Annotated in this window: 22 protein-coding genes and 2 pseudogenes; 1 reads left to right on the forward strand and 23 read right to left on the reverse strand. The window is 71.1% G+C overall.

Features of this window, described 5'->3' with window-relative positions:
* Positions 1-32: 32 nt before the first annotated feature.
* The 15 genes and pseudogenes from NZH93_RS00875 to NZH93_RS00945 all read right to left on the reverse strand — a co-directional run bounded on the left by NZH93_RS00875 (position 33) and on the right by NZH93_RS00945 (position 14537).
* Positions 33-539 (reverse strand): hypothetical protein, encoded by a 507-nt coding sequence (locus NZH93_RS00875; protein ID WP_259620911.1) that lies wholly within the window; start codon positions 537-539, stop codon positions 33-35.
* Complete coding sequence (locus NZH93_RS00880) at positions 536-1024, reverse strand: hypothetical protein (RefSeq protein WP_259620912.1); 489 nt, start codon at positions 1022-1024, stop codon at positions 536-538. Before NZH93_RS00880 ends, NZH93_RS00875 begins: the two co-directional genes overlap by 4 nt.
* Positions 1024-2247 (reverse strand): MCE family protein, encoded by a 1224-nt coding sequence (locus tag NZH93_RS00885; protein ID WP_259620913.1) that lies wholly within the window; start codon positions 2245-2247, stop codon positions 1024-1026. The genes NZH93_RS00880 and NZH93_RS00885 overlap by 1 nt, the downstream gene beginning before the upstream one ends.
* Positions 2244-3398, reverse strand: coding sequence for an MCE family protein (locus tag NZH93_RS00890; RefSeq protein ID WP_259620914.1), 1155 nt, complete (start codon positions 3396-3398; stop codon positions 2244-2246). The genes NZH93_RS00885 and NZH93_RS00890 overlap by 4 nt, the downstream gene beginning before the upstream one ends.
* Positions 3395-4579 (reverse strand): MCE family protein, encoded by a 1185-nt coding sequence (locus NZH93_RS00895; RefSeq protein WP_259620915.1) that lies wholly within the window; start codon positions 4577-4579, stop codon positions 3395-3397. Before NZH93_RS00895 ends, NZH93_RS00890 begins: the two co-directional genes overlap by 4 nt.
* A pseudogene (locus NZH93_RS00900) lies at positions 4576-5591 on the reverse strand (MCE family protein). The gene NZH93_RS00895 and the pseudogene NZH93_RS00900 overlap by 4 nt, the downstream one beginning before the upstream one ends.
* Positions 5588-6622 carry an MCE family protein gene (locus tag NZH93_RS00905; protein ID WP_259620916.1) on the reverse strand — a complete coding sequence of 345 codons (1035 nt, stop codon included), beginning with the start codon at positions 6620-6622 and terminating at the stop codon, positions 5588-5590. The pseudogene NZH93_RS00900 and the gene NZH93_RS00905 overlap by 4 nt, the downstream one beginning before the upstream one ends.
* Positions 6619-7887, reverse strand: a complete 1269-nt coding sequence (locus NZH93_RS00910) for an MCE family protein (RefSeq protein ID WP_259620917.1) — start codon at positions 7885-7887, stop codon at positions 6619-6621. The genes NZH93_RS00905 and NZH93_RS00910 overlap by 4 nt, the downstream gene beginning before the upstream one ends.
* On the reverse strand, positions 7884-8708 hold the full coding sequence (locus NZH93_RS00915) for an MlaE family ABC transporter permease (protein WP_259620918.1): 825 nt from the start codon (positions 8706-8708) through the stop codon (positions 7884-7886). Before NZH93_RS00915 ends, NZH93_RS00910 begins: the two co-directional genes overlap by 4 nt.
* Positions 8708-9439: an MlaE family ABC transporter permease gene (locus tag NZH93_RS00920; RefSeq protein ID WP_259621427.1), complete on the reverse strand. Its 732-nt coding sequence runs from the start codon at positions 9437-9439 to the stop codon at positions 8708-8710. The genes NZH93_RS00915 and NZH93_RS00920 overlap by 1 nt, the downstream gene beginning before the upstream one ends.
* 239 nt (positions 9440-9678) lie before the next feature.
* Entirely contained in the window at positions 9679-11886 is a 2208-nt protein-coding gene (locus NZH93_RS00925; protein WP_259620919.1) for a xanthine dehydrogenase family protein molybdopterin-binding subunit, read from the reverse strand.
* Positions 11883-12863, reverse strand: a complete 981-nt coding sequence (locus tag NZH93_RS00930; RefSeq protein WP_259620920.1) for an FAD binding domain-containing protein — start codon at positions 12861-12863, stop codon at positions 11883-11885. The genes NZH93_RS00925 and NZH93_RS00930 overlap by 4 nt, the downstream gene beginning before the upstream one ends.
* Positions 12864-13439: a (2Fe-2S)-binding protein gene (locus NZH93_RS00935; protein ID WP_372506451.1), complete on the reverse strand. Its 576-nt coding sequence runs from the start codon at positions 13437-13439 to the stop codon at positions 12864-12866.
* Positions 13440-13532: 93 nt separating this feature from the next.
* On the reverse strand, positions 13533-14225 hold the full coding sequence (locus NZH93_RS00940) for a TetR/AcrR family transcriptional regulator (RefSeq protein ID WP_259620921.1): 693 nt from the start codon (positions 14223-14225) through the stop codon (positions 13533-13535).
* Positions 14226-14276: 51 nt separating this feature from the next.
* Entirely contained in the window at positions 14277-14537 is a 261-nt protein-coding gene (locus tag NZH93_RS00945) for a hypothetical protein (RefSeq protein ID WP_259620922.1), read from the reverse strand.
* A 134-nt stretch (positions 14538-14671) separates the two neighbouring features.
* On the opposite strand from NZH93_RS00945, the gene NZH93_RS00950 reads away from it, so the two are divergent.
* On the forward strand, positions 14672-15064 hold the full coding sequence (locus NZH93_RS00950; RefSeq protein WP_259620923.1) for a hypothetical protein: 393 nt from the start codon (positions 14672-14674) through the stop codon (positions 15062-15064).
* 71 nt (positions 15065-15135) lie between these two features.
* Here NZH93_RS00950 and NZH93_RS00955 read toward each other — a convergent pair whose 3' ends face one another.
* The 8 genes and pseudogenes from NZH93_RS00955 to NZH93_RS00990 form a co-directional block, all read right to left on the reverse strand.
* Positions 15136-18435 carry a discoidin domain-containing protein gene (locus NZH93_RS00955; RefSeq protein WP_259620924.1) on the reverse strand — a complete coding sequence of 1100 codons (3300 nt, stop codon included), beginning with the start codon at positions 18433-18435 and terminating at the stop codon, positions 15136-15138.
* Positions 18436-18462: 27 nt separating this feature from the next.
* The gene (locus tag NZH93_RS00960) at positions 18463-19887 is read right to left on the reverse strand and encodes a glycoside hydrolase family 43 protein (RefSeq protein WP_259620925.1); all 1425 of its coding nucleotides are present in this window, start codon (positions 19885-19887) and stop codon (positions 18463-18465) included.
* A 23-nt stretch (positions 19888-19910) separates the two neighbouring features.
* Positions 19911-22388: a beta-L-arabinofuranosidase domain-containing protein gene (locus NZH93_RS00965; RefSeq protein ID WP_259620926.1), complete on the reverse strand. Its 2478-nt coding sequence runs from the start codon at positions 22386-22388 to the stop codon at positions 19911-19913.
* Positions 22389-22460: 72 nt separating this feature from the next.
* Positions 22461-23309 (reverse strand): hypothetical protein, encoded by an 849-nt coding sequence (locus NZH93_RS00970; protein WP_259620927.1) that lies wholly within the window; start codon positions 23307-23309, stop codon positions 22461-22463.
* Between the two features lie 26 nt (positions 23310-23335).
* On the reverse strand, positions 23336-24145 hold the full coding sequence (locus NZH93_RS00975; protein ID WP_259620928.1) for a carbohydrate ABC transporter permease: 810 nt from the start codon (positions 24143-24145) through the stop codon (positions 23336-23338).
* A gap of 13 nt (positions 24146-24158) precedes the next feature.
* A complete protein-coding gene (locus NZH93_RS00980; protein WP_259620929.1) occupies positions 24159-25103 on the reverse strand; it encodes a carbohydrate ABC transporter permease in 945 nt (314 codons plus the stop codon).
* 16 nt (positions 25104-25119) lie between these two features.
* Positions 25120-26391, reverse strand: coding sequence for an ABC transporter substrate-binding protein (locus tag NZH93_RS00985; RefSeq protein WP_259620930.1), 1272 nt, complete (start codon positions 26389-26391; stop codon positions 25120-25122).
* A gap of 28 nt (positions 26392-26419) precedes the next feature.
* Positions 26420-26624, reverse strand: a pseudogene (locus NZH93_RS00990) (glycoside hydrolase family 127 protein); the annotation flags it as partial.

The following is a 26624-nucleotide window of genomic DNA, read 5'->3' on the forward strand; positions in this document are numbered from 1 at the left end:
GCATGATCATACAAACCCCTAGATCCGGACCCCTAGAGCACGGTGATCGCCGTGATCCTCCACTGCTCCTCCACCCGCTCCGCGCGGACCTCCAGTTGACCCGCGCGCGAGGTGTGGTTCCCCTCCCCCGACCGCAGGGTCTGCTGGTCGACGAACACCAGCAGCCGCGCCCGGTCACCGGTCAGCTCCACCACGCCGATGGACCGGACGGTGGTCGTGAACACCACCTGCTGCTCGACCGCTTGCTTCCGGACCTCGCCGAAGAGCGCGGTGTACTGCTCGACAGCCTCACCCGCCAGCACCCGCCGCGCGGACTCCTCGGTGACGTCGGTGTTGCCGTAGTCGTAGGAGAACACCGATCGGACCGCCGCGCCGACCTCGTCGACGACCGCGCTGGTGCCGGACGCGTCCACCAGCGCCGCGTTGGTCGCCCACGGGCTCTCGCGCAGGCGGTCCGCCGCCAGGCCGAACCACAGCGAGGCGACCGCGGACACCACCACGACCGCCGCCAGCACGCCCAGCGCGGACGCCCGCCTCATCCGCCGAACCCCACGACCTGGACCGAGCTGAGCAGCCACTCGTCCCCCACCCTGGTCAGGTCCGTGTCGAACCGGGTGCGCTTGGCGGTGGCCTGACCGCCCTCCGGGGTCACGCTCACCTCCAGCACGGCGATCAGCTCCGCCTGCCCGGAGTGGACGTCCAGCGACGTCACCGCCGCGCCGAGCACCGTCACGGCCGTCACGGTCTTCGCGGCCCCGATGTCCTGCACGTACGCGTCGTGGTCGCGGGTCAACTGGTCCAGCAGCCGTCCGGTCGCCGTCGCCCGCCAGGCCCGCTGCACCTCCTCCGGCTCGCGGTGGTCCAGGGTGTTGAGCACCACGAGCCGCTGCTCGCCCTGGCGCAGCACCTCGTCCCGCGTCTGCGCGAACCGCTGGAGGTCGCCGTGGCCCGCCTCCCACCAGGTCCAGCCGAACCAGAGGGCGCCGAGCACCCCGACGGCGGCGAGCGCCGCGAACAGGCGCATCACTCCCCCAGCCCGAGCAGGCCCGCCAGGCTCGTCGGCGCGGGCCGGGCGTCCAGCGAGCCGAGGACGCCGGGGAGCCGCTGCCGCTGCTGCTCCGGCGCCGGGAGCTGCTGCGGGATCCCGGCGAACGGGGCGTTCTGCGCGCCGCGCACGCTGATCGGGCTGCCCGGCGGCTCAGCGCAGTAGGCCTGGCTGTTCGCCGGGATCGAGGTCACGTCGTCGGCGGGCCGCTGGTGGGTGGTCTCGTAGCCCCTGGTGCACGACATCGGGTCGAAGAAGTTGAGGACCGCCCCCAGGTGCCCGGTCCCGTCCGGTGACGTCGTGCGGGTCGTGGCGACCACGATCGGGTAGACCACCAGCGCCTGCTCGATGGCGTCCTTGCGGCTCGTGGTGATCTGCGTCGTGGTGAGCAGGTTCGCCACCAGCACGCTGAGGTCGGTGCCGGAGGTGCGCAGGACGTCGTCGACCTGCCTGGCCACGACGGGCGCCTGCCCGATGACCGCGCGCAGGTCGGGGTCGGACTCCTTGAGCTGGGCGGAGATCCGCGCGAGCCCCTCGCCGAACGCGGCGATGTTCGCCGACTCGGCCCGCTGCGTCTCCAGGACCGTGCGGCCGTCGGCCAGCAGCCCGACCGTCTGCGGGAGGTGGTCGATCGCGGTGCCGGTCAGGGAGTCGGCGCTGTCCAGCAGCCGCTGCAACGGCTCCCCGGCGCCGCTGAACGCGGTGTCCAGCTCGTCCACGACGGTGCGCAGCGACTCGATCGGGACGGACGTGACGAGCGCGTCGAGGTTGGCCAGCACCGATTCCGGGCTGGGCGGGATGGCCGTCCGGTCCAGCGGGATCACCGAGCCCTGGCCGAGGAACGGGCCGTTCTCGTCGTCCGGTTCCAGCTCCACGTACTGCTCGCCGATCGCGGACCGGTTCGCCACCAGCGCGCGCGTGCTCGCCGGGATCGGCGGCGCGGACGGCTCGACGTCGAGGTCCACCTCCACGCCCCAGTCGGTGAGCCGCAGCTCGGTGACGCGGCCGACGGTCACGCCCCGGTAGGCGACCTCGGCGTTGACGAAGATCCCGCCGGAGTCGGTGAGGCGCATGGTCGCCACGTACCCGCGCGCGCCGAACAGCCGGTCCAGCCTGGCGTACTCGGCGCCCGTGTAGGTCACGCCCACCACGGCGATGACGACGAGCACCAGGAGGCGGACCCTGGTCCCCCGGCTGATCACCGCCCACCCCCAAGCAGGTCTTCGAGCACGCCCGCCAGCCCGCCGACCGTGGAGCCCACGACGGGGAAGCCGGGCAGGGCGAGCACGGGCGGTGTGGTCGCGGTCGGCGGCGCGGTCAGCCCCGGCACGGACGTCAGTGGTGGCAGCGGCAGCAGCGGCCGGTCCGCCGAGGCGAGGTTGTCCACCAGGTTCGACAGGTCCAGGTCGATGCGGACGTCGGAGTTGAAGTAGTCGCCCTTGACCGCGTTCGCCGCGTACGGCGTGAACGGGTAGGTGGCGATCGTGGTCATCGCCTTCGGCAGGTCGTGCCCAGCCTCCACCAGCCGCTGGAGGATCGGCACGAGCGCGCGCAGGTCGGCGACGACGTCCTCGCGGCTCCGGTTCAGCGTGTCGACGGCGACGGTCGACAGCTCGTCCAACGCCTGGAGCATGGTCACCAGCTCCACCCGCTGCTCGGTGATCACCTGGAGGCCGGGGGCCAGGTCGTCGAGCGTGGTGGTGATGTTCCCGGTTTGCGCGACCAGCGTCCCGGACAGCCGGTTGAGGCCGTCGATCGCCCTGGTGATGCTGTCCTTCTGCCCGTCGAGGTTGCCGACGAACGTGTCCATCGTGGACAGGAAGGAGCGGATCTGCGGCTCCTTGCCGGACATGGCCGCGTTCAGCTCCTGGACGATCCCGCGGAGCTGGCCGATGCCACCGCCGTTGAGGAGCAGGGACAGCGCGCCGAGCACCTCCTCGATCTCCGGGTTGCGGTTGGTCCGGCTGATCGGGATCACCGCGCCCTCGCCAAGCACGCCCTGCCCCGGCTCACCGGTCGGCGCACCCAGTTCGACGTACTTCTCCCCCAGCAGGCTGGACTGGCGCAGGTGGGCCGACGCGTTCGCGGGCAGCCGCACGTCGCCGTTGAGCGCGACGGTGACGAGCGCGGTCCTGTTGTCCTGCGCCAGTTCCACCCGTTCGACGCGGCCGATCGCGACGTCCGCGGTCTTCACCCCGGCCTGCGGCACCAGGTCCAGCACGTCGGCGAACTCCGCGGTGATCCGGTACGGGTGGTCGCCGAGGTCCGCGCCGCCCGGCAGCGGGACGTCGTAGAGGCCGCCGGAACACCCGCCGAGCGCCAGCACGGCCACCAGGCCCCACCGGGCGTTCACCGGTCCGCTCCCCGGTACCAGACCTCCATGGCGGGCAGCGGCAGCGGCGGCAGCTTGCCCTGCTGGACGGCCGCCAGCACCTCGGCGACCGAGGGCAGCCGGACCACGCCGTCCAGGATCGGCGCCAGTTGCTCGCACGCGGAGGCCAGCGCGTCCGGGACCTGCTTGGGCGTGGTGAGGCGGAGGAGCTTGCACGCCATCAGCACCGGCGGGTAGGTCAGCTCGTTCAGGTTGGCCCGCACGGCGATCGAGCCCGACGCCTCGTCGTAGGCGTTGAGCAGGCCGGACGCCGCGTTGGGCGCGATGTCGAGCACCTCGGCCAGCGCGCCCCGCTGGTCGACGAGCGCTTTCGTGACGCCGGTGAGCCTGCCGACGTTCGACTGGAGCAGCTCCCGGTTCTGCTCGATGAAGCCCTGCACGTCGGTCAGCGCGAGGGCGAGCGAGCCGAGCGCGGCCCCGGCCTGCTCGCTGTCGGCCGCCAGGAACGTGGACACGTCCGCGACCTTGCCGCTGAACTCGCGGACCTGGCTGTCGCTCCGGGCCAGCGCGCCGGTGAAGGTGCGCAGGTTGTCGACCGTGGCGAACAGGTCGCCCTTGGAGCCGTCCAGCGCGGAGGCCGCCTCACCGAGCCGCTTGACGGTGTCGTTGAGGTTCTGCCCGTTCCCGTCGAGGTTCGCCGCGGCGGCGTCGAGCAGGTCGGACACCGCCCCGTCCGCGTTGGCGCCGTTGGGTCCCAGCGCAGTGGAGAGGTCGTTGAGGCTGCGGTACAGGGAGTCCAGCTCCACGGGGGTGGCCGTGCGCTCCCTGGGGATCCCCGCGCCCGGAGCCAGTTCCGCGCCGTCGCGGTAGGCGGGGGTCAACTGCACGTACCGGTCGCTGACCAGGCTGGGCGCCACGACGACCGCGCGCACCTCCGCGGGGACGCGCACGTCCCGGTCCACCAGGATGTCCACGTCGACCTGGCCGCCGCGCGGCCGGACGTCGGTGATCACGCCGACCTGCACGCCGAGCACCCGCACCGCGGATCCGGTGTGGACGCCGATCGCCTTGTCGAACACGGCGGTGATCCGCTTGCCCGCGGTCCCGATCTGCACCCACCACAGCGCTCCGGCGGCCAGCAGCGCGAACACGCAGCCGAGTGCGAGCCACCTGCCGAGGCCGCGGTCCGCGTCCGTCCTCATCGGACACCCGCCGCGAGCGGGGGCAGGCAGCCCTCGGGGTTGACCTGCACGACGTCGGTGATGATCGGCGGCGGGAGCAGGCCGCACAGGTAGCCCTCGAACCAGCGGCCGTTGCCGACGGTGTTGCCGAAGACCCGCACGAACGGCGCCATCGACGCCAGCGCGGCGCTGAGGTTGTCCTGGTTGCGCTGGAGGATCGTGGTCACCCGGTCGAGCTGCTCGAGCGTCGGTTTGAGCTGGGCGGTGTTGTCGGCGACCAGTCCGCGCAGCTCGTCGGCGAGCTTGCGGGTGCCGGACAGCAGGGCGCTGACGGCGTCGCGGCGCAGTTGCAGCTCGCCGAGCAGGAGGTTGCCGTCGGAGATGAGCTTCGTCAGCTCGCCGTCGCGGTCGGCGAGGGTGTTGCTCACCTGGCGCGCGTTCGACGCCAGCGCCACGAGCTGGCGGTCGCGCGAGGAGATGGTGGTGGACAGCGCCGACAGGCCGTCGAGCGCGCCCTTCAGGTGCGGCGGGGTGTCCTTCAGCGCCTCGGCGACGACCTCGAAGCTCTGGGCGAGCTGCCCGGTGTCGATCCGGCTCACCGTCTCCGAGAGCTGACCGACCGCCTGGGAGACGTCGAACGGCGAGAAGGTGCGGTCGCGCGGGATCGCCGCGGCGGGGTCGAGCGGGGAACCGCCCACCGGGGCGAGGTCGAGGTACTTCTCCCCCAGCAGCGTCTTGATCCCGATGGACGCCGACGTGCGGTCCCGAGCCAGGTGTCGCGCACCCGGAACACGACGTCGACCTGGTCGGCCGCCAGCTCCACGTCGGTCACCTTGCCGACCTTCACCCCGGCGACGCGGACCTCGTTGCCCGAGGCCAGTCCGGCCGACTCGGCGAAGTGCGCCCGGTAGGTCACGCCGCCGCCGATCAGCGGCAGGTCGTCGAGGTTGAACGCGACGACCCCGCCCAATAACAGGATCACCAGCGTCGCGACGCCGACGTGCGCCTGGTCGCGTTCTCGCAGCGGTTTCACGGGCCGCACCTCTCGGGCATCCTCGTCGCGGGCAGGGGGGCGATGGGCAGCTCGACGCTCAGCGACGAGATGCCGACGGTCCCGGACATCCGGCACAGGAAGAAGTTGAACCAGCTCCCGTAGCTCGCGGTCCTGGTGAACGCCTGGAGGTTGCCGGGAAGGCCGATCAGCAGCTCATCGATCACCTGCCCGCTGTCGCCGAGGTTGGCCGACAGCAGGCCGAGCGCCGCGATGTCGTCCTTGAGCGGTGGCCGCGCGTCGGTCAGGAGCCCGGCGGTGGTGTTCGTCAGGTCGCCCAGCGCGCCGATGGCGGCACCGATCGGCTTGCGCTGCTCGGCCAGGCCCGTCGCGAGCTGCTGCACCTGGACGATCAGCCCGGACAGCTCGGGGCCGCGGGCGTTCACCGCGCCCAACACGGAGTTCAGGTTGTCGATCACCTGCCCGATCACCGCGTCCTTGTCGGCCAGCGCGGTGGTGATGGACGCGGTGTGCGCGAGCAGGCTGTCGATGGTGCCGCCTTCTCCTTGCAGCACCTGGATGATCTCGTGGGACAGCTCGTTCACCTGCTCGGGGTCGAGTGCCTCGAACAGCGGCTTGAACCCGTTGAACAGCACCGTGAGGTTCAGCGCGGGCCGGGTCCGCTCCAGCGGGATCGCGCCGCCGGGCGGCAGGGTGGCGCCGACGTCCCCGACGCCCACGTCCAGCGCCACGTAGCGCTGGCCGATCAGGTTGCGGTACCTGATCACCGCCGAGACGCTCGCGGGCAGCACCCGCCGCTCGTCCACGTCGAAGCCGACCTCGGCGAGCGTGCGGTCGGCCACCTCGATCGACGTGACCCGCCCGACGCGGACGCCGGACATCCGCACGTCGTCGCCGACGTTGAGCCCGACGACGTCGGTGAACCTGGCCGTGTACGGCGAGGTGCCGCCACCGCCGAAGTTCGCGATCGTCGCGCCGAGCACCCAGGTCAGCGTGATCGTCACCACCGCGAAGACCACCAGCTTCACCAGCGCCGGCCGGAAGGCGTTCACCGCAGCTCCACCTCCGTCCCCCGGTAGAGCGGCCCGACCAGCAGGGCGCCCCAGCTCGGCACCTCCTCCGGCATCACGCCGACCTGCGGTGCCAGCAGCAGGCCGACGAGTTCCTGCTCCTGCGGGGAGTTCGCCAGCGCGGGCGCTCCGGCGGAGGACGGTTTCGTGGAGCCGTCGAGCACGGGACCGCCGGGCGGGTACTGCGGGAACTTGCCCGGCGGCTCGACCGGGTCGTAGCAGCGCGGGCCGCGCTTGTCGTCGTAGCGCGGGGTGTCGACGCCAGGCAGGTACTTCCCGCGGCTGGTGGTGATCTCCAGGGTGAACTTGCCCATCTCCGGGTGTTCGGTCCCCTTGCCGAAGGTGAAGTCGGCCCGGTCGACGGAGTCGGCGAGCTGCTTGAGCACGCACGGGTACTCGGGCGCGTACCTGGCGAGCAGTTCGAGGGTCGGCCGGGCGGTCGCGCTGAGGTTGATCACGTTGTTCCTGTTGACCAGCAGGAAGTTCCCGAGGTCGATGGAGGTGGTCGTGAGGCTGCCGTACAGGTCGAGCAGGTTCTCCCGCTGCTCGACGAGGGTCCGGCTGGTGGTGGTCAGGTCGGCCAGCGCCCCCAGCAGGTCCGGTGCCACGTCGGCGTAGTCGTCGGCCACGTCGGCGAGCGCGGCGATGTCCGCGTTGAGGTCCGGGATGGACTCGTTGAGCGCGGCCACGTACCGGTCGAGCCGCACGACGGTGTCGCCGAGCCGCGCGCCCCGCCCCTCCAGCGCCCAGGACATCGCGCCGAGCGTGGCCGCCAGCTTCTGCGGCTGCACGGCTTGCAGCAGCGGCATGAGGTTCGTCAGCACCTCGTCGATCTCGATCGCGGCGCTGCTGCGGTCCTGGCCGATCACGTCCCCGGCCGCGAGCCGCGCCACCGACGGCCGTTCGGGGACTTGCAGCGCCACGTACCGCTCGCCGAAGAGCGTCTTCGGCAATAGTCGCGCGGCGACGTTGCTCGGGATCAGGTCCACCTTGTCCGGTCGCAGCGCGAGGTCGAGCACGGCGCCACCGCCGGACGCCCGCACGGCCCGCACCTCGCCGACGAGGACCCCGCGGATCTTCACGTCGGCTCCCCGCTGGAGCTGGCTGCCGACGCCGGTCGCCTCCAGCCGGACGAGCACCACCGACGTGAACACCTTGCGGTACACGGCGATCGACCCGGAGACGAACAGCGCGGCGACGAGCAGGAACACCACGCCCAGCGCCTGGTGCCGCCGACGGGTGCTCACCCGGCTATCCGCACCGTCGTGGTGGCGCCCCAGATGGCCAGGCTGAGGAAGAAGTCCAGCACCATCTGGAGCACCAGCGCCGCCCGGACGGCCCGGCCGACCGCGACGCCGACACCGGCGGGGCCTCCGCTGGCGTGGTAGCCGTAGTAGCAGTGCGCCAGGATCACGACGGTCGCGAACACCATGACCTTGAGGAACGACCACAGGACGTCCTGCGGCGACAGGAAGAGCGTGAAGTAGTGGTCGTAGGTGCCCGCGGACTGGCCGTAGAACAGCACGGTCACCTGTCTGGACGCCAGGTAGGAGCAGAGCAGGCCGACCACGTACAGCGGGATCACCGCGCCGAGCCCGGCGATCACCCGCGTGGTCACCAGGAACGGCACGCTGGGCACGCCCATCACCTCCAGCGCGTCGATCTCCTCGGAGATCCGCATCGCGCCGAGCTGGGCGGTGAACCCGCACCCGACGGTCGCCGACAGCGCGAGGCCCGCCGCCAGCGGCGCCACCTCCCTGGTGTTGAAGTAGGCGGAGATGAACCCGGTCAGCGCGGCGGTGCCCATCTGGTTGAGCGCCGCGTACCCCTGGAGCCCCACGATCATCCCGGTGAACAGGGTCATGCCGATCATCACGCCGAGCGTGCCGCCGATGATCGCGAGCGCCCCGCTGCCGAAGGTCACCTCGGCGAGCAGCCGCAGCGTCTCCCTGGAGTGGCGGAGCAGGGTCGCGGGGACCCAGGCGATCACCCGGCCGTAGAACGCGAGCTGGTGGCCGAGCCCCTCGAGCGCGTCGAACGGCTTCGACGGCAGCCGGACCGCGGCCATCACATCCCCTTCGCCGGGACGACGCTCAGGTAGATCGCGGTCAGCACCACGTTGATCAGGAACAGCAGCAGGAACGTGATGACGACGGCCTGGTTGACGGCGTCCCCGACGCCCTTGGGGCCCGCGGGCGGGTTCAGCCCGCGGTAGGCCGCGACGACACCCGCGACGAACCCGTAGAGCAGCGCCTTGACCTCGCTGATGTACAGGTCGGGCAACTGGGCGAGCGCGTTGAAGCTGGCCAGGTAGGCGCCGGGGGTGCCACCCTGCATGACCACGTTGAAGAAGTAGCCGCCGAGCACGCCGACGACGCTGACCACCCCGTTGAGCAGCACCGCGACCATCATCGCGCCCAGCACCCTCGGCACGACCAGGCGGTGCACCGCCGAGACCCCCATGACCTCCAGCGCGTCGATCTCGTCGCGGATCTTGCGCGCGCCGATGTCCGCGCACATCGCCGAGCCGCCCGCGCCCGCCACGAGCAGCGCGGTGATCAGGGGGCTCGCCTGCTGGATGATCGCCAGCGCGCTCGCGGCCCCGGTGAACGACTGCGCGCCGATCTGCTTGGTCAGCGCGCCGAGCTGGAGCGCGATCACCGCGCCGAACGGGATGGAGACCAGCGCGGTCGGCAGGATAGTCACGCTCGCGAAGAACCAGGCCTGGGTCACGACCTCCTTGAACTGGAACGGCCTGCGGGGCACCATCCGCAGCACGTCCCAGGCGAGCGACGACATCCGGCCGACCTGGCGGAACGCGGCTGCGCCGAAGTAGCTGTGCTGGATGTCGCCGCTCACCACGCCTCCCCGGATCACCTCAGGCTGGAGCGTTACCCGGATCACACTAGAATCTGTTCTCTTTTATCTCAAGGGGCACCGCTCCGACCCGGCTGAATGCCTACCAGTACTGACCTGCGGGGATGACGATCGAAACCGGAGCGAATCCACTTTCACTAGAACTCGTTCTAGAGGATTGCTCAGTTCTGGGCGGACAGCGCGGCGATGACCTTGTCCTGGGTGATGGGCAGGTCGCGGATCCGGTGCCCGATGGCGTGGTGCACGGCGTTGCCGATGGCCGCGGTGACGCCGGTCATCGGGGTCTCGCCGAAGCCGCGGGCACCGAGCGCGGGACTCGCCGGGTCCGGCCGGTCGACGAAGCCGACGTCGATGTCCGGCACGTCCGCGTTGACCGGCACGAGGTAGCCGGACAGGTTGGGGGTGACGACCCGGCCGAGGTGCGGGTCCACCAGCGTGTGCTCGGTGAGGGTGAAGCCGATGCCCCACACCGCGCCGCCGATCGCCTGGCTGCGGACGGTCTGCCGGTTCAGCACCCGGCCGGGGTCGAAGACGCCCACGACCCTGCGGACCCGCACCCGGCCGGTCACCGGGTCGACCCGCACCTCGACGAACACCGCGCCCACGGAGTAGCCCAGCGGCACGGGAACGGGGTTGCTGGTCACCTCGACGGGCGTGCCGCGCCTGCGCACCACGTCCCGGTAGGAGACCCGCCGCCGGGGCTGGTCCGCCACGAACAGGTAGCCGTCGGCGGTGCCGACGCGGTCCGGCGGCACGCCGTGCAGCGGACCGCCGACGTCCGCGACGGCGGCGGCGACCACCTGCTCGCGGGCCGCGGTGGCCGCCCTGACCACCCCGCTGCCGACGCTCGGCACGGTCGCCGAGGCCGCGGAGGCGAACGCGGGCGGGTAGTCCGTGTCGCCGAGCGCGAAGACGACGTGGTGGGCGGGCAGTCCGAGCACCTCGGCCCCGACCTGGGCCATCACCGTGGACGTCCCCGTGCCGATCTCCTGCGTGCCGGACCGGATGGTCGCGGTGCCGTCGAGCCCGATCGTCACGGTGGCCCCGGAACCGGGGCGCCCGCCCGCCGTGTGCGCGGCCGTGGCCATGCCCAGGCCGACCAGCTCGCCACCGTCGCGCATGGACCCCGGTCGGGGGTCGCGGTTCGACCAGCCGAAGCGGCGGGCACCCTCCTCGTAGCACTCGCGCAGGTGGTTGCTGCCGTGCCGGACCCCGGTCTCCTGGTTGGTGTCCGACCAGTTGCGCAGCCGCAGCTCGACCGGGTCGACGCCGAGCGCGTGGCTCAGCTCGTCCAGCGCGGACTCCAGCGCGTGGGAGGTCGCCGCCTCCGGCGACCGCACGAAGCTGCCGGTGGGGAGGTCAAGGCGCACGGCGCGCTGGGTGGAGCGCACGTTCGGGCAGGCGTAGAGCATCCGCGTCGGCTCGGAGCTGTTGAACAGCGCCTCCTCGGTGCGCGACACCTGCTGCGTCACGACGTGCTCGATCGCGGTGAGCCCGCCGTCGCGGGTCGCGCCGACGCGGAGCACCTGGTGGGTCTCGGCGCGGTGGCCGTTGGAGGTGTAGGTGTCGGCTCGGGTCAGGACGAGCTTCACCGGCCTGCCGACCTGCCGCGCGACCGCCGCGGCGAGCACGGTGTGCGGCCACACCGGGCCCTTGGCGCCGAACCCGCCGCCGACGAAGGGCGTGACGACCCGGACGTTCTCGCGCGGCAGGCCGAACGCCTGCATGAGCGCGTTCTGGCTGTTGCCGATGCCCTGCGTGGATTCGTGCACGGTCAGCCGGTCGCCGGTCCACTCAGCCACCGTGGCCGACGGTTCCAGGGCGTTGTGGTGCTGCAACGGCGTCGTGCACGTGGTCTCGACCACCACGTCCGCCGCGGCGAACCCGGCCGCGACGTCGCCGCGCAGGTAGTCGTTGGGGCCGTCGTTGCCCGGTGGCGGCACGTAGGCGTCGGCCATCGAGTCGGCGAGCACGACCCGTGGCACTTCGGCCTCGTACGACACGCGGAGCAGCGTCGCGGCGTACCGCGCCTGTTCGAGAGTTTCCGCGACGACCACCGCGACGGGCTGGCCCGCGTGCCGGACCACGTCGTCCTGCACGGGCAGGAAGCGCTTGAAGTAGGCGGCCGTCGGGCCGGGCACGGTGAGCCGGGGCATGGTCAGGTGGGTGAAGACACCGAGCACGCCGGGCGCCGACCGCGCCGCCGCCGTCTCCAGCGCGGAGACGCGACCGCGCGCGATGGTGCTGGTCACCAGCACGGCATGGGTCACGCCCGCCACGTCGGCGTCCGCGGCGTACCGGGCAGCCCCGGTGACCTTGGCGACGCCGTCCACCCGCGTGAGCGGTCGACCGATCGGTGACGGGCTCATCGGGTCCTCCTGAACCGGCGCAGGACGTCGGTGGTCGCGCGCTGGAGCAGGGGGACCTTGAAGGCGTTGTGCTCGCGCGGCACGGCGTCGCGCACCAGCGCGGTGACGGCGGCGCTGATCGCCTGGTCGTCCAGGGGCCTGCCGACCAGTTCCCGTTCCGCCTCGTGCGACCGCCACGGCCGCGGCGCGACCCCGCCGAACACCAGGCGCGCCTCGCGCACGACGTCCCCGCTCACCCGCACGGCGGCGGCCACCGAGACCACCGCGAACTCGAAGGTCGCCCGGTCGCGGACCTTGAGGTACCGCGAAGTCCCGGCCAACTCGGTGACGGGCACGTCGACACCGGTGATCAGCTCCCCCGGCCGCAGCGCGGACTCCACGTGCGGGGTGTCGCCGGGCAGCGGGTAGAACTCCGCCACCGGGATGGCGCGCGGGCCGTCGGCGCCGAGGACGCGCACGGTGGCGTCCAGCGCGGTGAGGGCCACGGCCAGGTCGGACGGGTGGACCGCGATGCAGTGGTCGCTGCCGCCGAGGACGGCGTGCCACCGGTTCATCCCGTCCAGCGCGGCACACCCGCTGCCGGGTTCCCTCTTGTTGCACGGCATGGTGGCGTCGCGGAAGTACCAGCACCGCGTGCGCTGCAAGAGGTTGCCGCCCAGGGACGCCATGTTGCGCACCTGCGGCGACGCGCTCGCCAGCAGCGCCTGCGCGAGCGCGGGAAGCCTGCGGACGACCTCCCGGTGCGCGGCGACGTCGCTCATCCTGTTCAGGGAGCCGAGGCGGACGAGTTGGTCGGAGACCCGAACGTCGTTCAGCGGCAGGGAGTTGATGTCGACCAGGCGGTCGTGCCGCTGCACGCCGTCCTTCATCAGGTTGAGCAGGTCGGTGCCGCCCGCGATGTAGCGGGAGCCGGGCGCGGTGCCGAGCGCGACGGCGTCGGCGGGCCGGTCGGGGCGGGTGTAGGTGAACGAGTCCATTCAGGACAGCTCCTCTGCGGCGTCGCGAACGGCCGCCACGATGTTGGGGTAGCAGCCGCAGCGGCACAGGTTGCCGCTCATCCACTCGCGGATCTCGTCGTCGGACCCGGCGTGCCCCTCGGCGACGCACGCGACGGCCGACATGACCTGCCCCGGCGTGCAGAAGCCGCACTGGAACCCGTCGCGGCGGAGGAACGCGGCCTGCACGGGGTGCAGCTCACCGCCCGCCAGGCCTTCGACGGTGGTGATCTCGCGGTTCTGCTGCATGACGGCGAGCGTCAGGCACGACTTGATCCGCCGTCCGTCGACGTGGACGGTGCACGCGCCGCACTCGCCCCGGTCGCAGCCCTTCTTCGTACCGGTCAAGCCGATGCGCTCGCGCAGGGCGTCGAGCAGCGTCACCCGCGGTTCGAGGACCTGCTCGTACACCTTCCCGTTGACGCGCAGGGACATCGGCACGGTGCTGTCGGCCGACGCCTCCCGCGGCCACAGCGGTATGGCCGTGGCCGCCGCACCGGCCTTGAGCACGGTGCGCCGGGTCGGCGTGAAGGCCGACGGGGGTTCTTCCTCGGGCATCGGGACGCCTCCACGTGTTATCGATGGCAACGTGGAAAAGCTACCAAAGATAACGTAACGCCGGCAACGTCCGAATGCTATCGATGTCAACAGCTAGGCGGTGGCGATCCTGGTCAGCCACTCCTCGAGCAGGCCTCGCTCCAGTGCGCTCAGCGCTCCGAGGGTGGGCACGACGGCGCGCAGCGCGACGGCCGTGCTGACCGGATCCACACCGGACCGCTCGGGCGCGGCGGGGCCGGTGGTGACCGCGGCGATGGTCGACTCGCGGGCCAGCAGCGACAGTGCCGGGTCTCGCTCTTCTTCCGGGAGGCTGATCAGCGTGAACGTCATCCCGCACCCGGCGGCGTGGACGAGGTGCGCCGCACGTTCCTCGGTGACCTTCAGCCGACCGGCCTCCGCGACCCGCTTGACCTTGCCGGCGAGCACGGCCGACGCCTGCCGCGCCGCGGGCGACTCCACACCGGGCCGGGCGTCGCCGTAGATCAGCGAGTACAGCGCCGGGTTGCGCACCCCGAAGTCGACGTGCAGGTCCCACCCGTGCCGCAGGTCCTCCACCGGGTCGTCCGTCTCGGCGAGCGACGTCTTGCTCCGCAGGTAAACCTCAAAGCCGTGACTGGCGACCGCGTCCAGCAACCCCTGCTTGTCACCGAAGATCCGGTAGAGGGTAGGCGACTGCACCCCCGACGCGGCACACACGGCCCGCGTCGACAACGCCTCCCGCCCCCCTTCGGCCAGCAGGTCGGAGGCGGCCCCGATGATCCGCTCACGCGTGAGGTCTCTCTTCATGATGGCGACGGTAACAGGAGACCGTTACCGCTTGACCAGCGACGACGGCGGCTACAACGTCCCGAACAACTCGACGACCCGCCGCGGCACCTCGTCCCGAGGCACCTCGTCCTCGAAGTAGCCGCCGTGGTCAGGGAACAGGAAAACCTCGAACCCGGCCTCGGCGATGGCTTCGAAGTACTCCTCCCCCAGTTCGAAGGTGAAGTACCGCAGGTCGCCGAGGTAAGCGGTGATCACCAGTTCCCGCAGCCGCGGACTCAGACGAGCGATCTCGCCTTCCCAGCCCCGCACGAGGTCGTCGACAGCCACCACCTCAGCCACACCTTCCCGTCGAAACACGCACCCAACCTCCCCCTGTCCAGCGACAGTATCCAGCCATCGCTCATCCGGATCTGGCTCCCCAACGACGCCGACCACCGGGTTCGAACTGCCGGCAAGATCGGTCCGTGACCTTCATCCGCTACGAGGCAGAACAGGCGAGTCCCGGCAAGACCCCGACAGGGATCTTCGGCCTTGCCAACGGACTCGCCCGCTCAGGGCGGCTGACACCGGAGGACCGGGCGTTCTGGCGAGCGGGCAACGATTGGTACGACGCGGCGTACCAGGATCCGGGCGCCGTGGATCCCGCGCTGTTCGACAAGACCGTCAACCCTGTCGTGTCCTGCTGGTTCAGGGAATCCGCTGCCGCCCACCTGCTCGCCAGGGTGCCCGCCTATCTCGCCTTGCTCGACCGCTACGGCGTCGGTTGGGTCGAGCGACGGTCGCATGACCCTGGCGTGGTCTTGTACGCCGACGACGTGCAAATCGTCGTCCGGCCACACGACTCAACCCGGCCGTAGCGGGCGACAGTTCGGTCAGCGTCTCAACGGAGCGCCTTCAACCACCTCGTTGCTCCTGGCCATCCGACGAGTCACCCGAAGGCCTTCACCTCCAGCATCCCCACCGAGTTCGTTCCGCTCTGGAGCACCACCCGCAACCGCGTGGTGCTGACCCCGCTGAACGTGACCTCGTTGTACCGATCCCCCGCCGCGGGATACCCGCTCGCCCCCGGCACGTCCACGTACGACCCGCCGTCCCAGTACTGGACCTTCCACGACGCCGGCAGCCGCACTCCCCCGTTGTCGTCGAAGAAGTACACCTGCGCCGACTTCACCGTCTGCGCCGCGGACCAGGTCAACTCACCCCACTGCTCTCCGGTGTTAGGCCAAGTCGCCCACCGCGGGTTGACCGTGTCGTTCGACGCGGGCGGGTCGACCCCGTCGTTCAAAGCGGCCACGCTCTCCCAAGACGACGTGTACGAAGCGGAAGCCGTAGCGGCCAACGCCAGGTTCGTCGACGGCGCCGGATCGTTGCCGCCGCCGCGGTTGTACACCTTCACCTCGGTCAACCCGGTCTTGAACCCCGCCGCGTGGGTCATCACCACCCGCACGCGCTGCGCGCTCACGGGTGTGAAGCGGACGATGTTGTAGTTGGCCCGCGGGGTGCCGGGTGATCGTGACTGCCCGGACGCGTCGGCCCACGCGCTGCCGTTCCAGTACTGGACGGTGTACGCCGACGGTGCCCGGTACCGGTTGCCCGCGCGGTCGTCGCGGAAGTGCAGGCGCACCTCGTCGACCGTCCTGGACTGCCCGAAGTTCACCTCGTACCAGTCGGAAGCGTTGGGAGACCCCGAACTCCCCCAGATCGGCTCGTTGATCGGGAACCCGTCGACCGCCGCGCCGGTGGACGTGCCGGACGCCGTGTAGGACGCCGACACGGCCGCGCCCGAAGCGAGGTTGGGGGTCGTGGAGGTCAGGTCCGCGCCCGCCTTCGCGAACACGTCCACCATGCGCGCGCTGCTCTGCACCACGTTCTGCGGCGCCTGGAGCCCCGGCACGGCGGCGCTGTACGTCACGGTCCCGACCCCGCTCGGCAGGCTGACCGCCCCCGTGGCCGGGTTGTAGAGGACGCGGGTGAGGCGGTCGACGGTGAACGCGCGGGTCCCGTTGAGGTAGACCGAGTACCCCTGCGGCACACCGCTGTAGCGGACCACCCCGTCGGCCGGGTCGTCCCACACCACGCTCAGGTCGGTGTTGCGGTAGCGCAGGTTGTTCACCGCGAAGTGCGACCAGCCGATGGCGATCGGCGACAGCTCGACCTGCGCGTCGGAGCGCGGCCGGAGCCCGGCGACGTCCTCGACCACGGTCCAGTTGCTGCTGCCGAGGATGTTGTGGTGGATCCAGGACCGGTAGTCGATGGCGCGGGTGCCCGCGTTCCAGTCCGCCCAGAACTCGTTGGCGTCCGGCCACTGGGTGTTGCCGCCGACGTACTGGGCCCACGCGTTCCAGTAGAGCAGCTTCTTGTAGTCCTCGGCCGTCATCCACTGGTTGGGGTAGTTCCGCAGCACCGAGGAGTAGAGCCGGAACTGCACCGTGGAGTTGATGGTGGAGAAGTTGTTGGAACCGGGGTGACCGGCCGCCGCCGCTTCGGCCTTGTCCTTCTGGTTGGCCGTGTAGAAGGGGAATACCGGGTACTCGGCCGGGTTGTCGAACAGCCGTAGCGCCTCGCGGTACTGCTCGGTGTTGGGCATCAGCCCGACGGAGTACGGGTAGTAGTTGTTGATCTCCTTCCACGGCACGTGCTCGTTGGTGGCGACGTGCTTGTGCTCCAGCAGCCTGCGGTTCGGGTTCCACAGCGTGGAGACGACGCCGGTGCGGATCCGGTCCGCGAGCGCCTGCATCTCGGTGGCCTTGGCGGTGTTGCCGGTGACCGCGTACGCCTGCTGCGCGGCCATCGCACCGCTCCACACGTACGCCGTCTCGGCGCGGTCGAGCCGTCCCGCCCGCCAGTCGAACGAGACCGCGTCGGCGTCGTTGCCGGTCAGGGCGCCCCAGTCGTACTCGATGACGCCGTTGTTGTTGGTGTCGTAGTAGGAGAGCTGCCCCTTCGCGTCACCCTCGGCGTACCTGGCGAGGTTGCCCGCGATCACGGGCTGGCCGCCGTGGACCTGGTAGCTGCGCCAGGCCGCCTCGGAGATGTACTGGGTGTAGGAGTTGGACCAGTTCTCCGGGTCGCCGGGGTTGTCCATGAACCGGCCGCCCTTGGACGTCTGCCCGGCCGACAGCCACGGCCCGTAGGAGTAGACCGGGTCGCGCAGGTACTTCAGGTCGTCGATGTGCATCGGCTGGGTCAGCGCGATGGCGTTGTTGTAGCCGGTGACGCCCTCGATGGACACCGGGAACTGGTAGTCCTGGCCGGGGATGTCCACGTCCAGGTGGTTGAAGCGCATCAGCCACCAGCGGTAGTAGACGTTCTTCTTGATCGCCGGGTCCGGCACGTCGATGTACGGGATGTTGTCCGCCCACCAGCGGTTGTAGTCGCGCACGTGGGTCGCGAACGCGGTCGACGGCGAGTAGCCGCGGTAGGCGTTGTACTCGGTCAGGGACTCCGGGATCTCGGTGGTGACGAACCCCATGACGACCTTGGTGGTGACGGTCTGGCCCGCGCCCACCGTCACCGAGCGCTCCAGCCCGCCGCTCGCGGCGGTGAACCCGTCACCGGACAGCCTCGGGTAGATCGTGGTGAGGTTGTTCTTCACCGCCCGGCTGCCGGTCAGCTCCGACCCGCTGCCGCTCGTCGCGTACGGCGAGGTGGCGCGCAGCCGCAGCGTCGTGGAACCGCTGCCGCTGTTGACGATGGACAGGTTCGTGACGGCGACGTTGTTGTGGGTGATGAACTTCGTCATGTCGACGCGGACCGAACCGCTGGTGAAGACGCCCTTCCAGTGGCTCGGCGCCTGCCAGCGCCCGCTGACCTGCTCGGCGAAGCTGCCCGGCGTGATCGTGACCGAGTAGGCGTTCTGGGAGCTGATGTTGTCCCAGTACGCGGCGTTCCCGCCGAACCCGATCACGGCCGGGTTGTGGGTGTTCAGGTACAGCCCGCGACCGCGGGTCATCAGCCACGGTCCGGCCGGGTCGTTGCCTGGTCTGGCGAGCAGCCGGTCCATCCAGAAGTCGGTGCCGGAGCTCTCCGCGTCGTAGATGGCGCGCATCGTGCTGCCGGTGCTGTAACCGACCGGTGGGGCGGGGATCGCGGGTCCGGAGAACGTGGGGTAGCCGATGGTCTGGGCCGCCGAAGCGGTGACGACGGGGACGGTCGGGGTGGCCGCGACGAGGACCGCGGCCAGCACCACCGCCCACCGCGCCCGCACGGCGCGTCGGGTGAGCAGCACGGTGTGCACCTCTCGGGAGGGTGGGGATCAGGCTTGGAAGGCTTGCCACTCCAGGATTCCGGTGGAGTGGTCCGGTGTGGACGTGACGCTCAACCGCAACCGGCTGGTCGTGACCGCGGTGAACGTGGTGGTGTTGAAGGTGTTGCCCGCGACGCCGCAGGCCGACTGCCCCGGCACCGGCGCGTAGGCGCTGCCGGTCCAGTACTGGACCTCGCACGAGGCGGGCAGGTCGATGCCCTGGTCGTCGTCGAACCAGTAGGTGGCGACCCTGTCGACCGACCGGGCCGACGGCCACGTGTACTCGACCCACTGCGTGCCCCGCTCGGGCCAGTTGCCGTACGCGAGGTTGGCGCGGTCACCCGAGTTCGCGGGCACGCCGCCGTTGTTGACGGCCTCCAGGTGCTCCCACGCGGAGACGAACGACGTGGACCGCGCCGCCGAGGGCGCGATGTTGGTCCCCGTGCCGGTGCCGGGGTTCGGTGGTGGTCCGGTCGTGGTCTGCACGACCTTCTGCATGGTGCCGTCGGCGTTGAAGTACAGCCGGTCCACGGCGACCGAGCGGCGGAAGTTGCCGCCGCCGGGGGCGCTCGCGTTGTGGTAGACGATGTACCACTGCCCGTTGAACTGCACGACACCCGCGTGGTTCGTGGTCGAGGAGACCTGGCCCAGCACCACACCCCGGTGCGTCCACGGCCCCAGCGGGCTGGTGGCCGTGGCGTAGCGCTGGCAGGCGTAGCTCGACGACGTGACGCAGCCGTTGGTGTCGTTGGCCGCGTACACCAGGTAGTAGAGGCTCGCGCGCTTGAACATCCAGGGCGCTTCCCAGTAGTCGGTGAGCCCGGTCGGCGTGACCACCGGTCCGTCCAGCTCGATCATGTTCGACTTGAGCTTCGCCGCGAGGACTCCCCAGTACCCGCCCCAGTACAGGTAGGCCTGGCCGTCGTCGTCGGTGAAGACGGTCGGGTCGATGTTCAGCCCGGACGAGTTCGGGGTGCTGTCGCTGACGAGCGGGCCGCCCTTGGCGTCGGTGAACGGCCCGAGCGGGCTGTCCCCGACGGCGACGCCGATGTCCATCCACCCGGCGCCGTTGCCGTTGACCGAGGTGTACCAGTAGTACTTGCCACCGCGCGGTTCCACCTCACTGGCCCACGCGTCCGCACCCGCCCACTTGAAGGTGGCGACGGACGCGCGAGCGCCGTGGTCGGTCCAGGTGGCCGCGTCGGTCGACGACAGCACCCGCCACTCGCGCATCAGGAAGTTGCTCCCGCCGGACGGGGCTTCGTCGCGACCGGCGTAGACGTACATCGTGTTGCCGACGACCAGCGGGGCCGGGTCGGCGGTGTAGTAGGAGGTGATGATCGGGTTCGCAGCGTGCGCGGGTACCGCGACGACGGCACCGGCGACGAGCACCGCGGCGGCCGCGAGCCTGGCGGCCCAGCGGGTGGCGGGCATGGCTTCTCCTTCGGGGAACGGCTCTACAGCCCGGTCGTGTGCAGGTCCGCGACCTCGGCCGCGGTCAGCGCGCGGGCGTAGACGCGGAACCCGTCCACCGCCCCGTCGAGGGAGGGGTCGCCCGTGTACTGCGAGCGGCCGATCCAGTTCTGACCCGTGCCGCCGAGCGCCGCGGGCCGGACCGTCAGCGCGGTGTTGCGGGCGACCTCGGCGCCGTTGACGTGCAGGACGCCCAGATCCCCCTGCTGCGTCACGGCGACGTGCGTCCACACCCCGACCGGCAGCGGGCTCGCGGCGTCGATCCGCTGCTCCCCCGCGGCGCCGGACGCGGTGATCGCGAACCGGGCGCCGCCCGCCGAACTCCGCGGGGTGAGGTAGAGGTACGCGCCGGTGCCCGCGCCGAAGTCGAACAGCCTGGCCCACGTGGCGACCGCGTCCAACCGGACCCAGGCCGCCACGCTGAACGCGCTCGCGCCCGCCAGCAGGCCCGACGGCAGCACGACGTGCGCGCCGGACCCGGTGAGGTCGACGGCGCCCCCGGTGCGACCAGTGGTCCAGCCCGCGCCGCCCGCCAGCGTCGCAGTGCGGCCGTTGCCGGTGGCGTCGGCCGCCACCGTGCCCGACCCGGCGTCGAACGGGTAGTGCGCGACGAACGGCGGTGGCGGCGGAGTGCCGTCGACCCTCCAGTAGACGGTGTAGCGCTGGCCCTGCGTGCGGAAGAACGGCAACAGCGTGACCTGCCCGGTGCTCGCGGTGCCCGTGTACTGCAACGGGGTCTGGGTCGCGCGCAGCGTGGCGGGCTGGAGCGTCGGCATCGTCTGGAGGTTGGTCGTGCCGTAGGCGCCCGCCAGCACGATCGGACCGTGCCGGACCGCCTGCACCGCCGGGTCGTCCGGGGTGGCCTCCCTCGTCAGCGCCATCGGCAGGCTCACGTCGACGACGTCACCGCTCGCCCAGGTCCGGTTGATCCGCGCGTAGGTGCCCGCAACCGGGGCGGCCTGCGGCACGCCGTTGACCCGCAGCTCCGCGCCGGTCGTCCACGACGGGACGCGCACGCGCAGGTCGATCGCGCCGGACCCGGTGATGGTCAGCCGGGTGGAGGCCGCGTCGGGGAACGTGGTGTCCTGCCGGACCGTGATGCCGCGCCCCGGCCAGGTCAGCACCGAGGCGATGAACAGGTTGACGTACAGGGTGTTCCCGGAGTGCAGGTAGACGCTGTCGCCGTGCTTGGTGTTGGTCTCCATGCCGGTGCCGTGGCAGCAGGTGAAGTCGTCGTAGTCGTTGCTGAACGACCGGGCCCCGCCGGGTCGCAGCGGCACGTAGTAGCTGTGGTGCCCGTGCGCGGAGTTCGGGTTCTGCGCGCCGAGGAGGTGGTTGTAGAGCGCCTTCTCGTGGAAGTCGAAGTAGTCGGCGCGGCTCGGGTCGGTGCGGAAGAGCTGCCGGGTGAGCTTGAGCATGTTGTAGGTGTTGCAGCACTCGCAGGTGCTGTCCGACAGCTCGGAGGCGATCCGGCCGGGGGCCTTGAAGTACTCGCCGTTGGAGTTGCCGCCGATGGCGTAGGTGTGGCGGCCGGTGACGATGGTCCAGAAGGTCGAGGCGATGTCGCGGTACCGCGTGGTGCCGGTGGCGTGGTACTCGCGGATCGCGCCGATCGCCTTGGGGATCTGGGTGTTGGCGTGGTACCCGTTGAGCGCGTCGGTGCCCGCGGCCAGCGGGTCGAAGACCTCCGCGTGGTCGAAGTACTGGGCGCTGGTCAGGTGCGCCGGGTCGCCGGTCACCTGGTAGAGGTTGGTCAGGACCTCGTTCATGCCGCCGAACTCGGTCTTCAGCATGGCCTGGCGCTGGGCGTAGGTCAGCGCGCTGTTGCGGGTCCGCACCCACGCCGCCATGCGGGTGAGCACGGTGAGCGCCTGCGCGTTGCCGACCAGGAGGTGGGCGTCCAGCAGGCCCGCCATGACCTTGTGCAGCGTGTAGTAGGGGGCCCACACCGGTTCGCGGGCCTCGACGCGGGCGATGAAGCTCTCCGGGAACGCCGACAGGTAGCCCGCCGTGTACCCGGCGGCCTGGGCCCGGTCCTGGCAGGTCGCGAGCTGCGCGACCAGGTAGTCGGTCTTGGTGGAGAACGCGGTGTCGCCGGTGCTCGCGTAGGCCTGCGCCAGCGCGGTGAGCACGTGGCCCGTGGAGTGGCCGCGCAGTTCGGTGGTCGGCGACTCCCACCCTCCACAGGGGACGGCCGAAGAGGACAGACCGACGTTGAGGCGGAACGTGCGCAGCAGCCGGTCGGGGTCGAGGAACCTCAGGTAGGCGTGGGTGCGGGCGGTGTTCGACTGGAACGGGCCCGCGAGCAGGGACACCGCGCCGAGCGGGAACGCCTCGGCCGACACGCCGACGTCGGCTCGGGACGCCGCGGCCGCGGCGGGGAACGTGAGCGTGCCGGGCAGCGCGGCCGCCAGCAGGCTCGCGCGCAGCACGGAACGCCGGGAGGGGGTGGGGACGGGCATGCGCGTCACCTTTCAGGGAAGGGAGTGGCACGGGGACGAGCCCGCGGGCCGGCAGGTCGCCCGCGGGGTCGGTCAGAAGCCGTAGCGGTACTTCAGGTGGCGCCACCAGTCGCGCAGCATCCACTTGTCGAACTCGGTGATGGTGGCGGAGCTGCCCGCCTTCATGATGAAGCCGCCGACACCGGACGGCGTCCAGTCGTAGAAGTCGTCCAGCCCGAACGTGTGGCCGACCTCGTGCAGGAAGATCGTCACGCTGTCGGCGTCGAGGTTGTTCAGGAAGTACTCGCTGCCCATGCGCTGGCCCCAGTCACCGCCCGCGCCGCCGCCGAACCCGGACGTGAGCCACAGCGACTGGTCGTAGTGGTGCGCGTCGCCGCCGGGGCAGTTGGGGTAGGTGCCGCCGCGGACGAAGAACCGGCCGCACGGTTCGGCGCACTGCGGCGCGTTCTCCCTGATGTTGTTGACGTAGACGTCGACCGAGCTGTCGGACCACTGGAGCTGCGCCCGGTCGCGCACCGCCCAGCCGACGACCTTGATCGGCACCGTGGCGTAGGGCCAGTTGTCCTGGCCCACCATGGTGTCCATCCACTTCTTGTACTGCCGGGCCAGGGTGGCGTGGATCCGGTCGCGCTGCGCGGCCGTCACCGACGCGGGCGAGTCCCAGCGCACGCAGAAGTTCACCGAACCGCGGTTGGCGAAGAGCTGGTCCCAACCGTAGTTCCGGAACCCGTACAGGTCGCCGTAGGTGCTCTCCTGGTGCGCCCACACCTGGTTGAGCGGGGTGACCAGGTTCGCGGGCGGGTTCCACGCGAGGGTCCCGACCTCCGCCGGGGACGGCGAGGCGCGGCCCACGCCCGCCCCGGTCGACACCAGGACCCCCACCAGGGCGGTGAGGAGGAAGTTCTTCCACAGTCGTATCACCGTTGATACTCCTAATCAGCAGGGTTTCAGCCTTTCAGCGCGCCGGAGGTGAACCCGCGCACGTAACTGCGCTGCATGAAGGCGAACAGCACCAGGCAGGGCAGGGCCATGAAGACGACGCCCGCCTCCAACGCGGCGTAGTCGATGGAGCCGTGGCTCGCGGTCCGCATGTTGACCACGGCGAGGGTGGTGGTGAACGTGTCGGTCGAGTTGAGCAGGATCAGCGGCGCGAAGAACTCGCTCCACGACGTCAGGAACGCGAACAGCCCGACCGTGATCAGCCCCGGCCGCACGGCGGGGAGCATGACCCGGACCAGCGTGCCGACGGTGTCGCAGCCGTCGACGCGCGCCGCCTCCTCCAGCTCCAAGGGGACCGCCTCGAAGGAGTTGCGCATCATGAAGATCGAGAACGGGAGCTGGAACATGGTCAGCACCAGGCTCAGGCCGATCAGCGAGTCCTCCAGCCCCAGCCACCCGAGCAGCACGTACAGCGCGATCAGGATCGTCGCGTACGGCACCATGAGGATCGCCAGGGTGAGCAGGAACAGCACGTCGCGGCCGGGGAACCGGAACCGGCCGAACGCGTAGCCGCCCAACGTCGCGACGAACAGCGTCGCCCCCACGGTGAGGGCGCTGACCACGACGCTGTTGAGCACGTGGTGCGGCCGGACGCCATTGTCGGAGGTGAACAAGCGGGCGTAGTTCTCCAGGCCGAACCCGGTGTCGGTGCGCAGCGAGGCGAAGCCGCTCCACAGCAGCGGGGACAGGAACAGGATCGCGAGCGCCGTACCGGTGATGTGGTGGCCCCACCGCGAGGCCGTGCTGGATCCGGACATGGTTCGGTGCCCCTCACTCGGACCGTCGGCGCAGCACGCGGAACTGGACGACGTTGACCACGACGAGCACGACGAGCAGCGCGACCGAGATGCCAGCGGCCGAGCCGAGGTCGAGGCGGACGAACGCCTCCCGGTAGATCACCATCACCAGCGAGGTGGTGCTGTTGTCCGGGCCGCCGCGGGTGAGGATCCAGAACTGGTCGAACGCCAGCAGCGAGCCGGTCGACATCACCGTGAGCACCAGCGCGATCGTCGGCCGCATCAGCGGGAGGGTGATCCGGTGGAAGGTCTGCCACCGGTTCGCGCCGTCGATGCGGGCGGCCTCGTAGACGTCCGGCGGGATCGCCTGCAACCCCGTCAGCAGGACCAGCATGTTGAACCCGGCGAAGCGCCACAGCACGAGCACCACCGCCGAGCCGAGCGCGGTCTCCGGGCTGCCGCTGGTCCACGAGACGTAGCCGTCGACAAGTCCCAGCCAGGACAGCAGGTCGTTCACCGGGCCGATCTCGTCGCTGAGCAGCCCGAGGAACAGCAGCGACGCGCTGGCGAAGCCCACCGCCATCGGCAGGAGGAACGCCGTCCGCAGGAAGCCGACGCCGCGGCGGCGGTGCTGGACCAGCAGCGCCAGGCCGAAGGCGACCACGAACAGCAGCGCCGTCATCACGGCGGTGTACTTGAGGGTGAACCACACGGCCGACTCGACCAGTTCGTCGTCGGCGATGCCGGTGAAGTTGTCCGGCAGGTTGAGCGTCGGCTTGCCGAGCAGTGGCCAGCGGTGCAGCGACATCCAGCCGACGAGCACCAGCGGCACCAGGAAGAACAGGCCGACCACGACGGCCGTCGGGGTGGCGTACGCGGCGCCGACCAGCGCTCGCCACCGCCGTCCGCCGAGCGCGCGGCGGGCACGGCGAGGTGCCGCGTGCCGCGGTTCCGCCCGGTCCCGAGGAGGTGACGTCATCGTCGCCGACACGGGTTCAGCCCTGCTGGAGCGACTTGGTGATGGCCGCGTTGCCCTCGGCCAGCGCGGTGGCCGCGTCGCCGAACAGCGCGCCGCGCACGGTCTTCAGCCACGGGCTCTGCGGGTCGTTGAAGGAGGAGTTGAAGTTCTGCGCGTACGGCGTCCGTCCTTTCGCGACCAGTCCGTTCACCGTCACGAGGCGCGGGTCGGCCGAGGAGTGCTCGTTCGCGGCCAGGTCGGTGCGGGTGGGCACGCCCTTGTTCTTGGCCACCACCCCGACCTGGGCCTCCTCGGACATCGTCCAGGCCAGGAAGTCCCACGCCTGCGCCTCTTTCCCACTGGTGGCGCCGATGCCGAGGGTGTCGCCGCCGACGAACGTGGACTCGCCGCCGGTCAGCCCGGTGATCGGCGCGACCCCCACGTCGATCCCCTTGGCCGCCAACGCGTCCAGCCAGGTCGACGGGCCGGGCGCGACGCCGATCGTCCCGGCCTGGAGCGCGCCGAGCCACGTCGGCCCCGCCTCGTCCTTGGAGGCGGGCGCGGCCACGCCGTCCTCGTAGAGCGAGCGGTAGAGGGCGAACACGTCCGCCATGGCGGCGGAGTCGATCTTCGCGTGCGTGCCGCCGTCGTCGAGCACGTCACCGCCCGCGGCCCACACCGACGGCCAGAGCGTGAACTCGACGCACCCGCCGCAGTTGCCGCCGAAGTAGGTGCCGTGGACGTCACCGCCGAGCTGGTCGACCTTGCGGGCGTGCTCGGCGAACTCGCGCAGCGTGGTGGGCGGCTTCGCCGGGTCCAGGCCCGCCTTCGCGTACAGGCCCTTGTCGTAGAACAGCACCGACAGGTCGATGGTGTGCGGGACCGCGTAGGTGCGCCCCTCCCAGGTGGCAGCCTTCACGTGGGACGGCGCCATCGCGTCCTTCTCCGGGAACGCCGCGAACCGGTCGGTCAGGTCGGCCCACAGCCCCCGGGACGCGTACTGGGCGGCGAACACGACGTCGGCCGCGAAGAGGTCGGGCAGCGCCTTCGCGCCCGCGGCCGACGCGAGCTTGGCCGGGTACTCCTCGTTGGGGTAGGCGGTGACCTCGACCTTGTTGCGGTGGCCCGCGTTGTAGGCGTCCGCGTAGGCCCTCGACACCGACTCGGTCGCGGCGCGCGTCCACAGCGTCAGCGTGGTCCCGTCGTCCGCCGCCCCGGTCGGCTCCTCCCCGCCGCCGCACGCCGTCGTGGCCAGGAGCAGCAGACCCGCCGCCAGGACGGCGGTCCTTCGAAGACCTCTCGGTGTCACCGGTATCTCCTCTCGCGCGGGCGGATCGTCAGGTGGTCGGCAGCCAGACGCGCATGGTCGACGGGCCGCGGCGGGCCCAGCGGTGGTACGGCACCAGGTGCAGTGGGGCGAGAGCGGTGTCGGACGGCGGTTCGGCCGTCCCGTACGGCCAGCGCGCGTCGGCGGGGACGTCGAACCGGGCGCTCACCGCGACCCCGCCGTCGTCCTCGACCGGCTCGGCGGTGACCTCGACC

Source organism: Umezawaea endophytica, from assembly GCF_025061645.1.
Taxonomy (GTDB): domain Bacteria; phylum Actinomycetota; class Actinomycetes; order Mycobacteriales; family Pseudonocardiaceae; genus Umezawaea; species Umezawaea endophytica.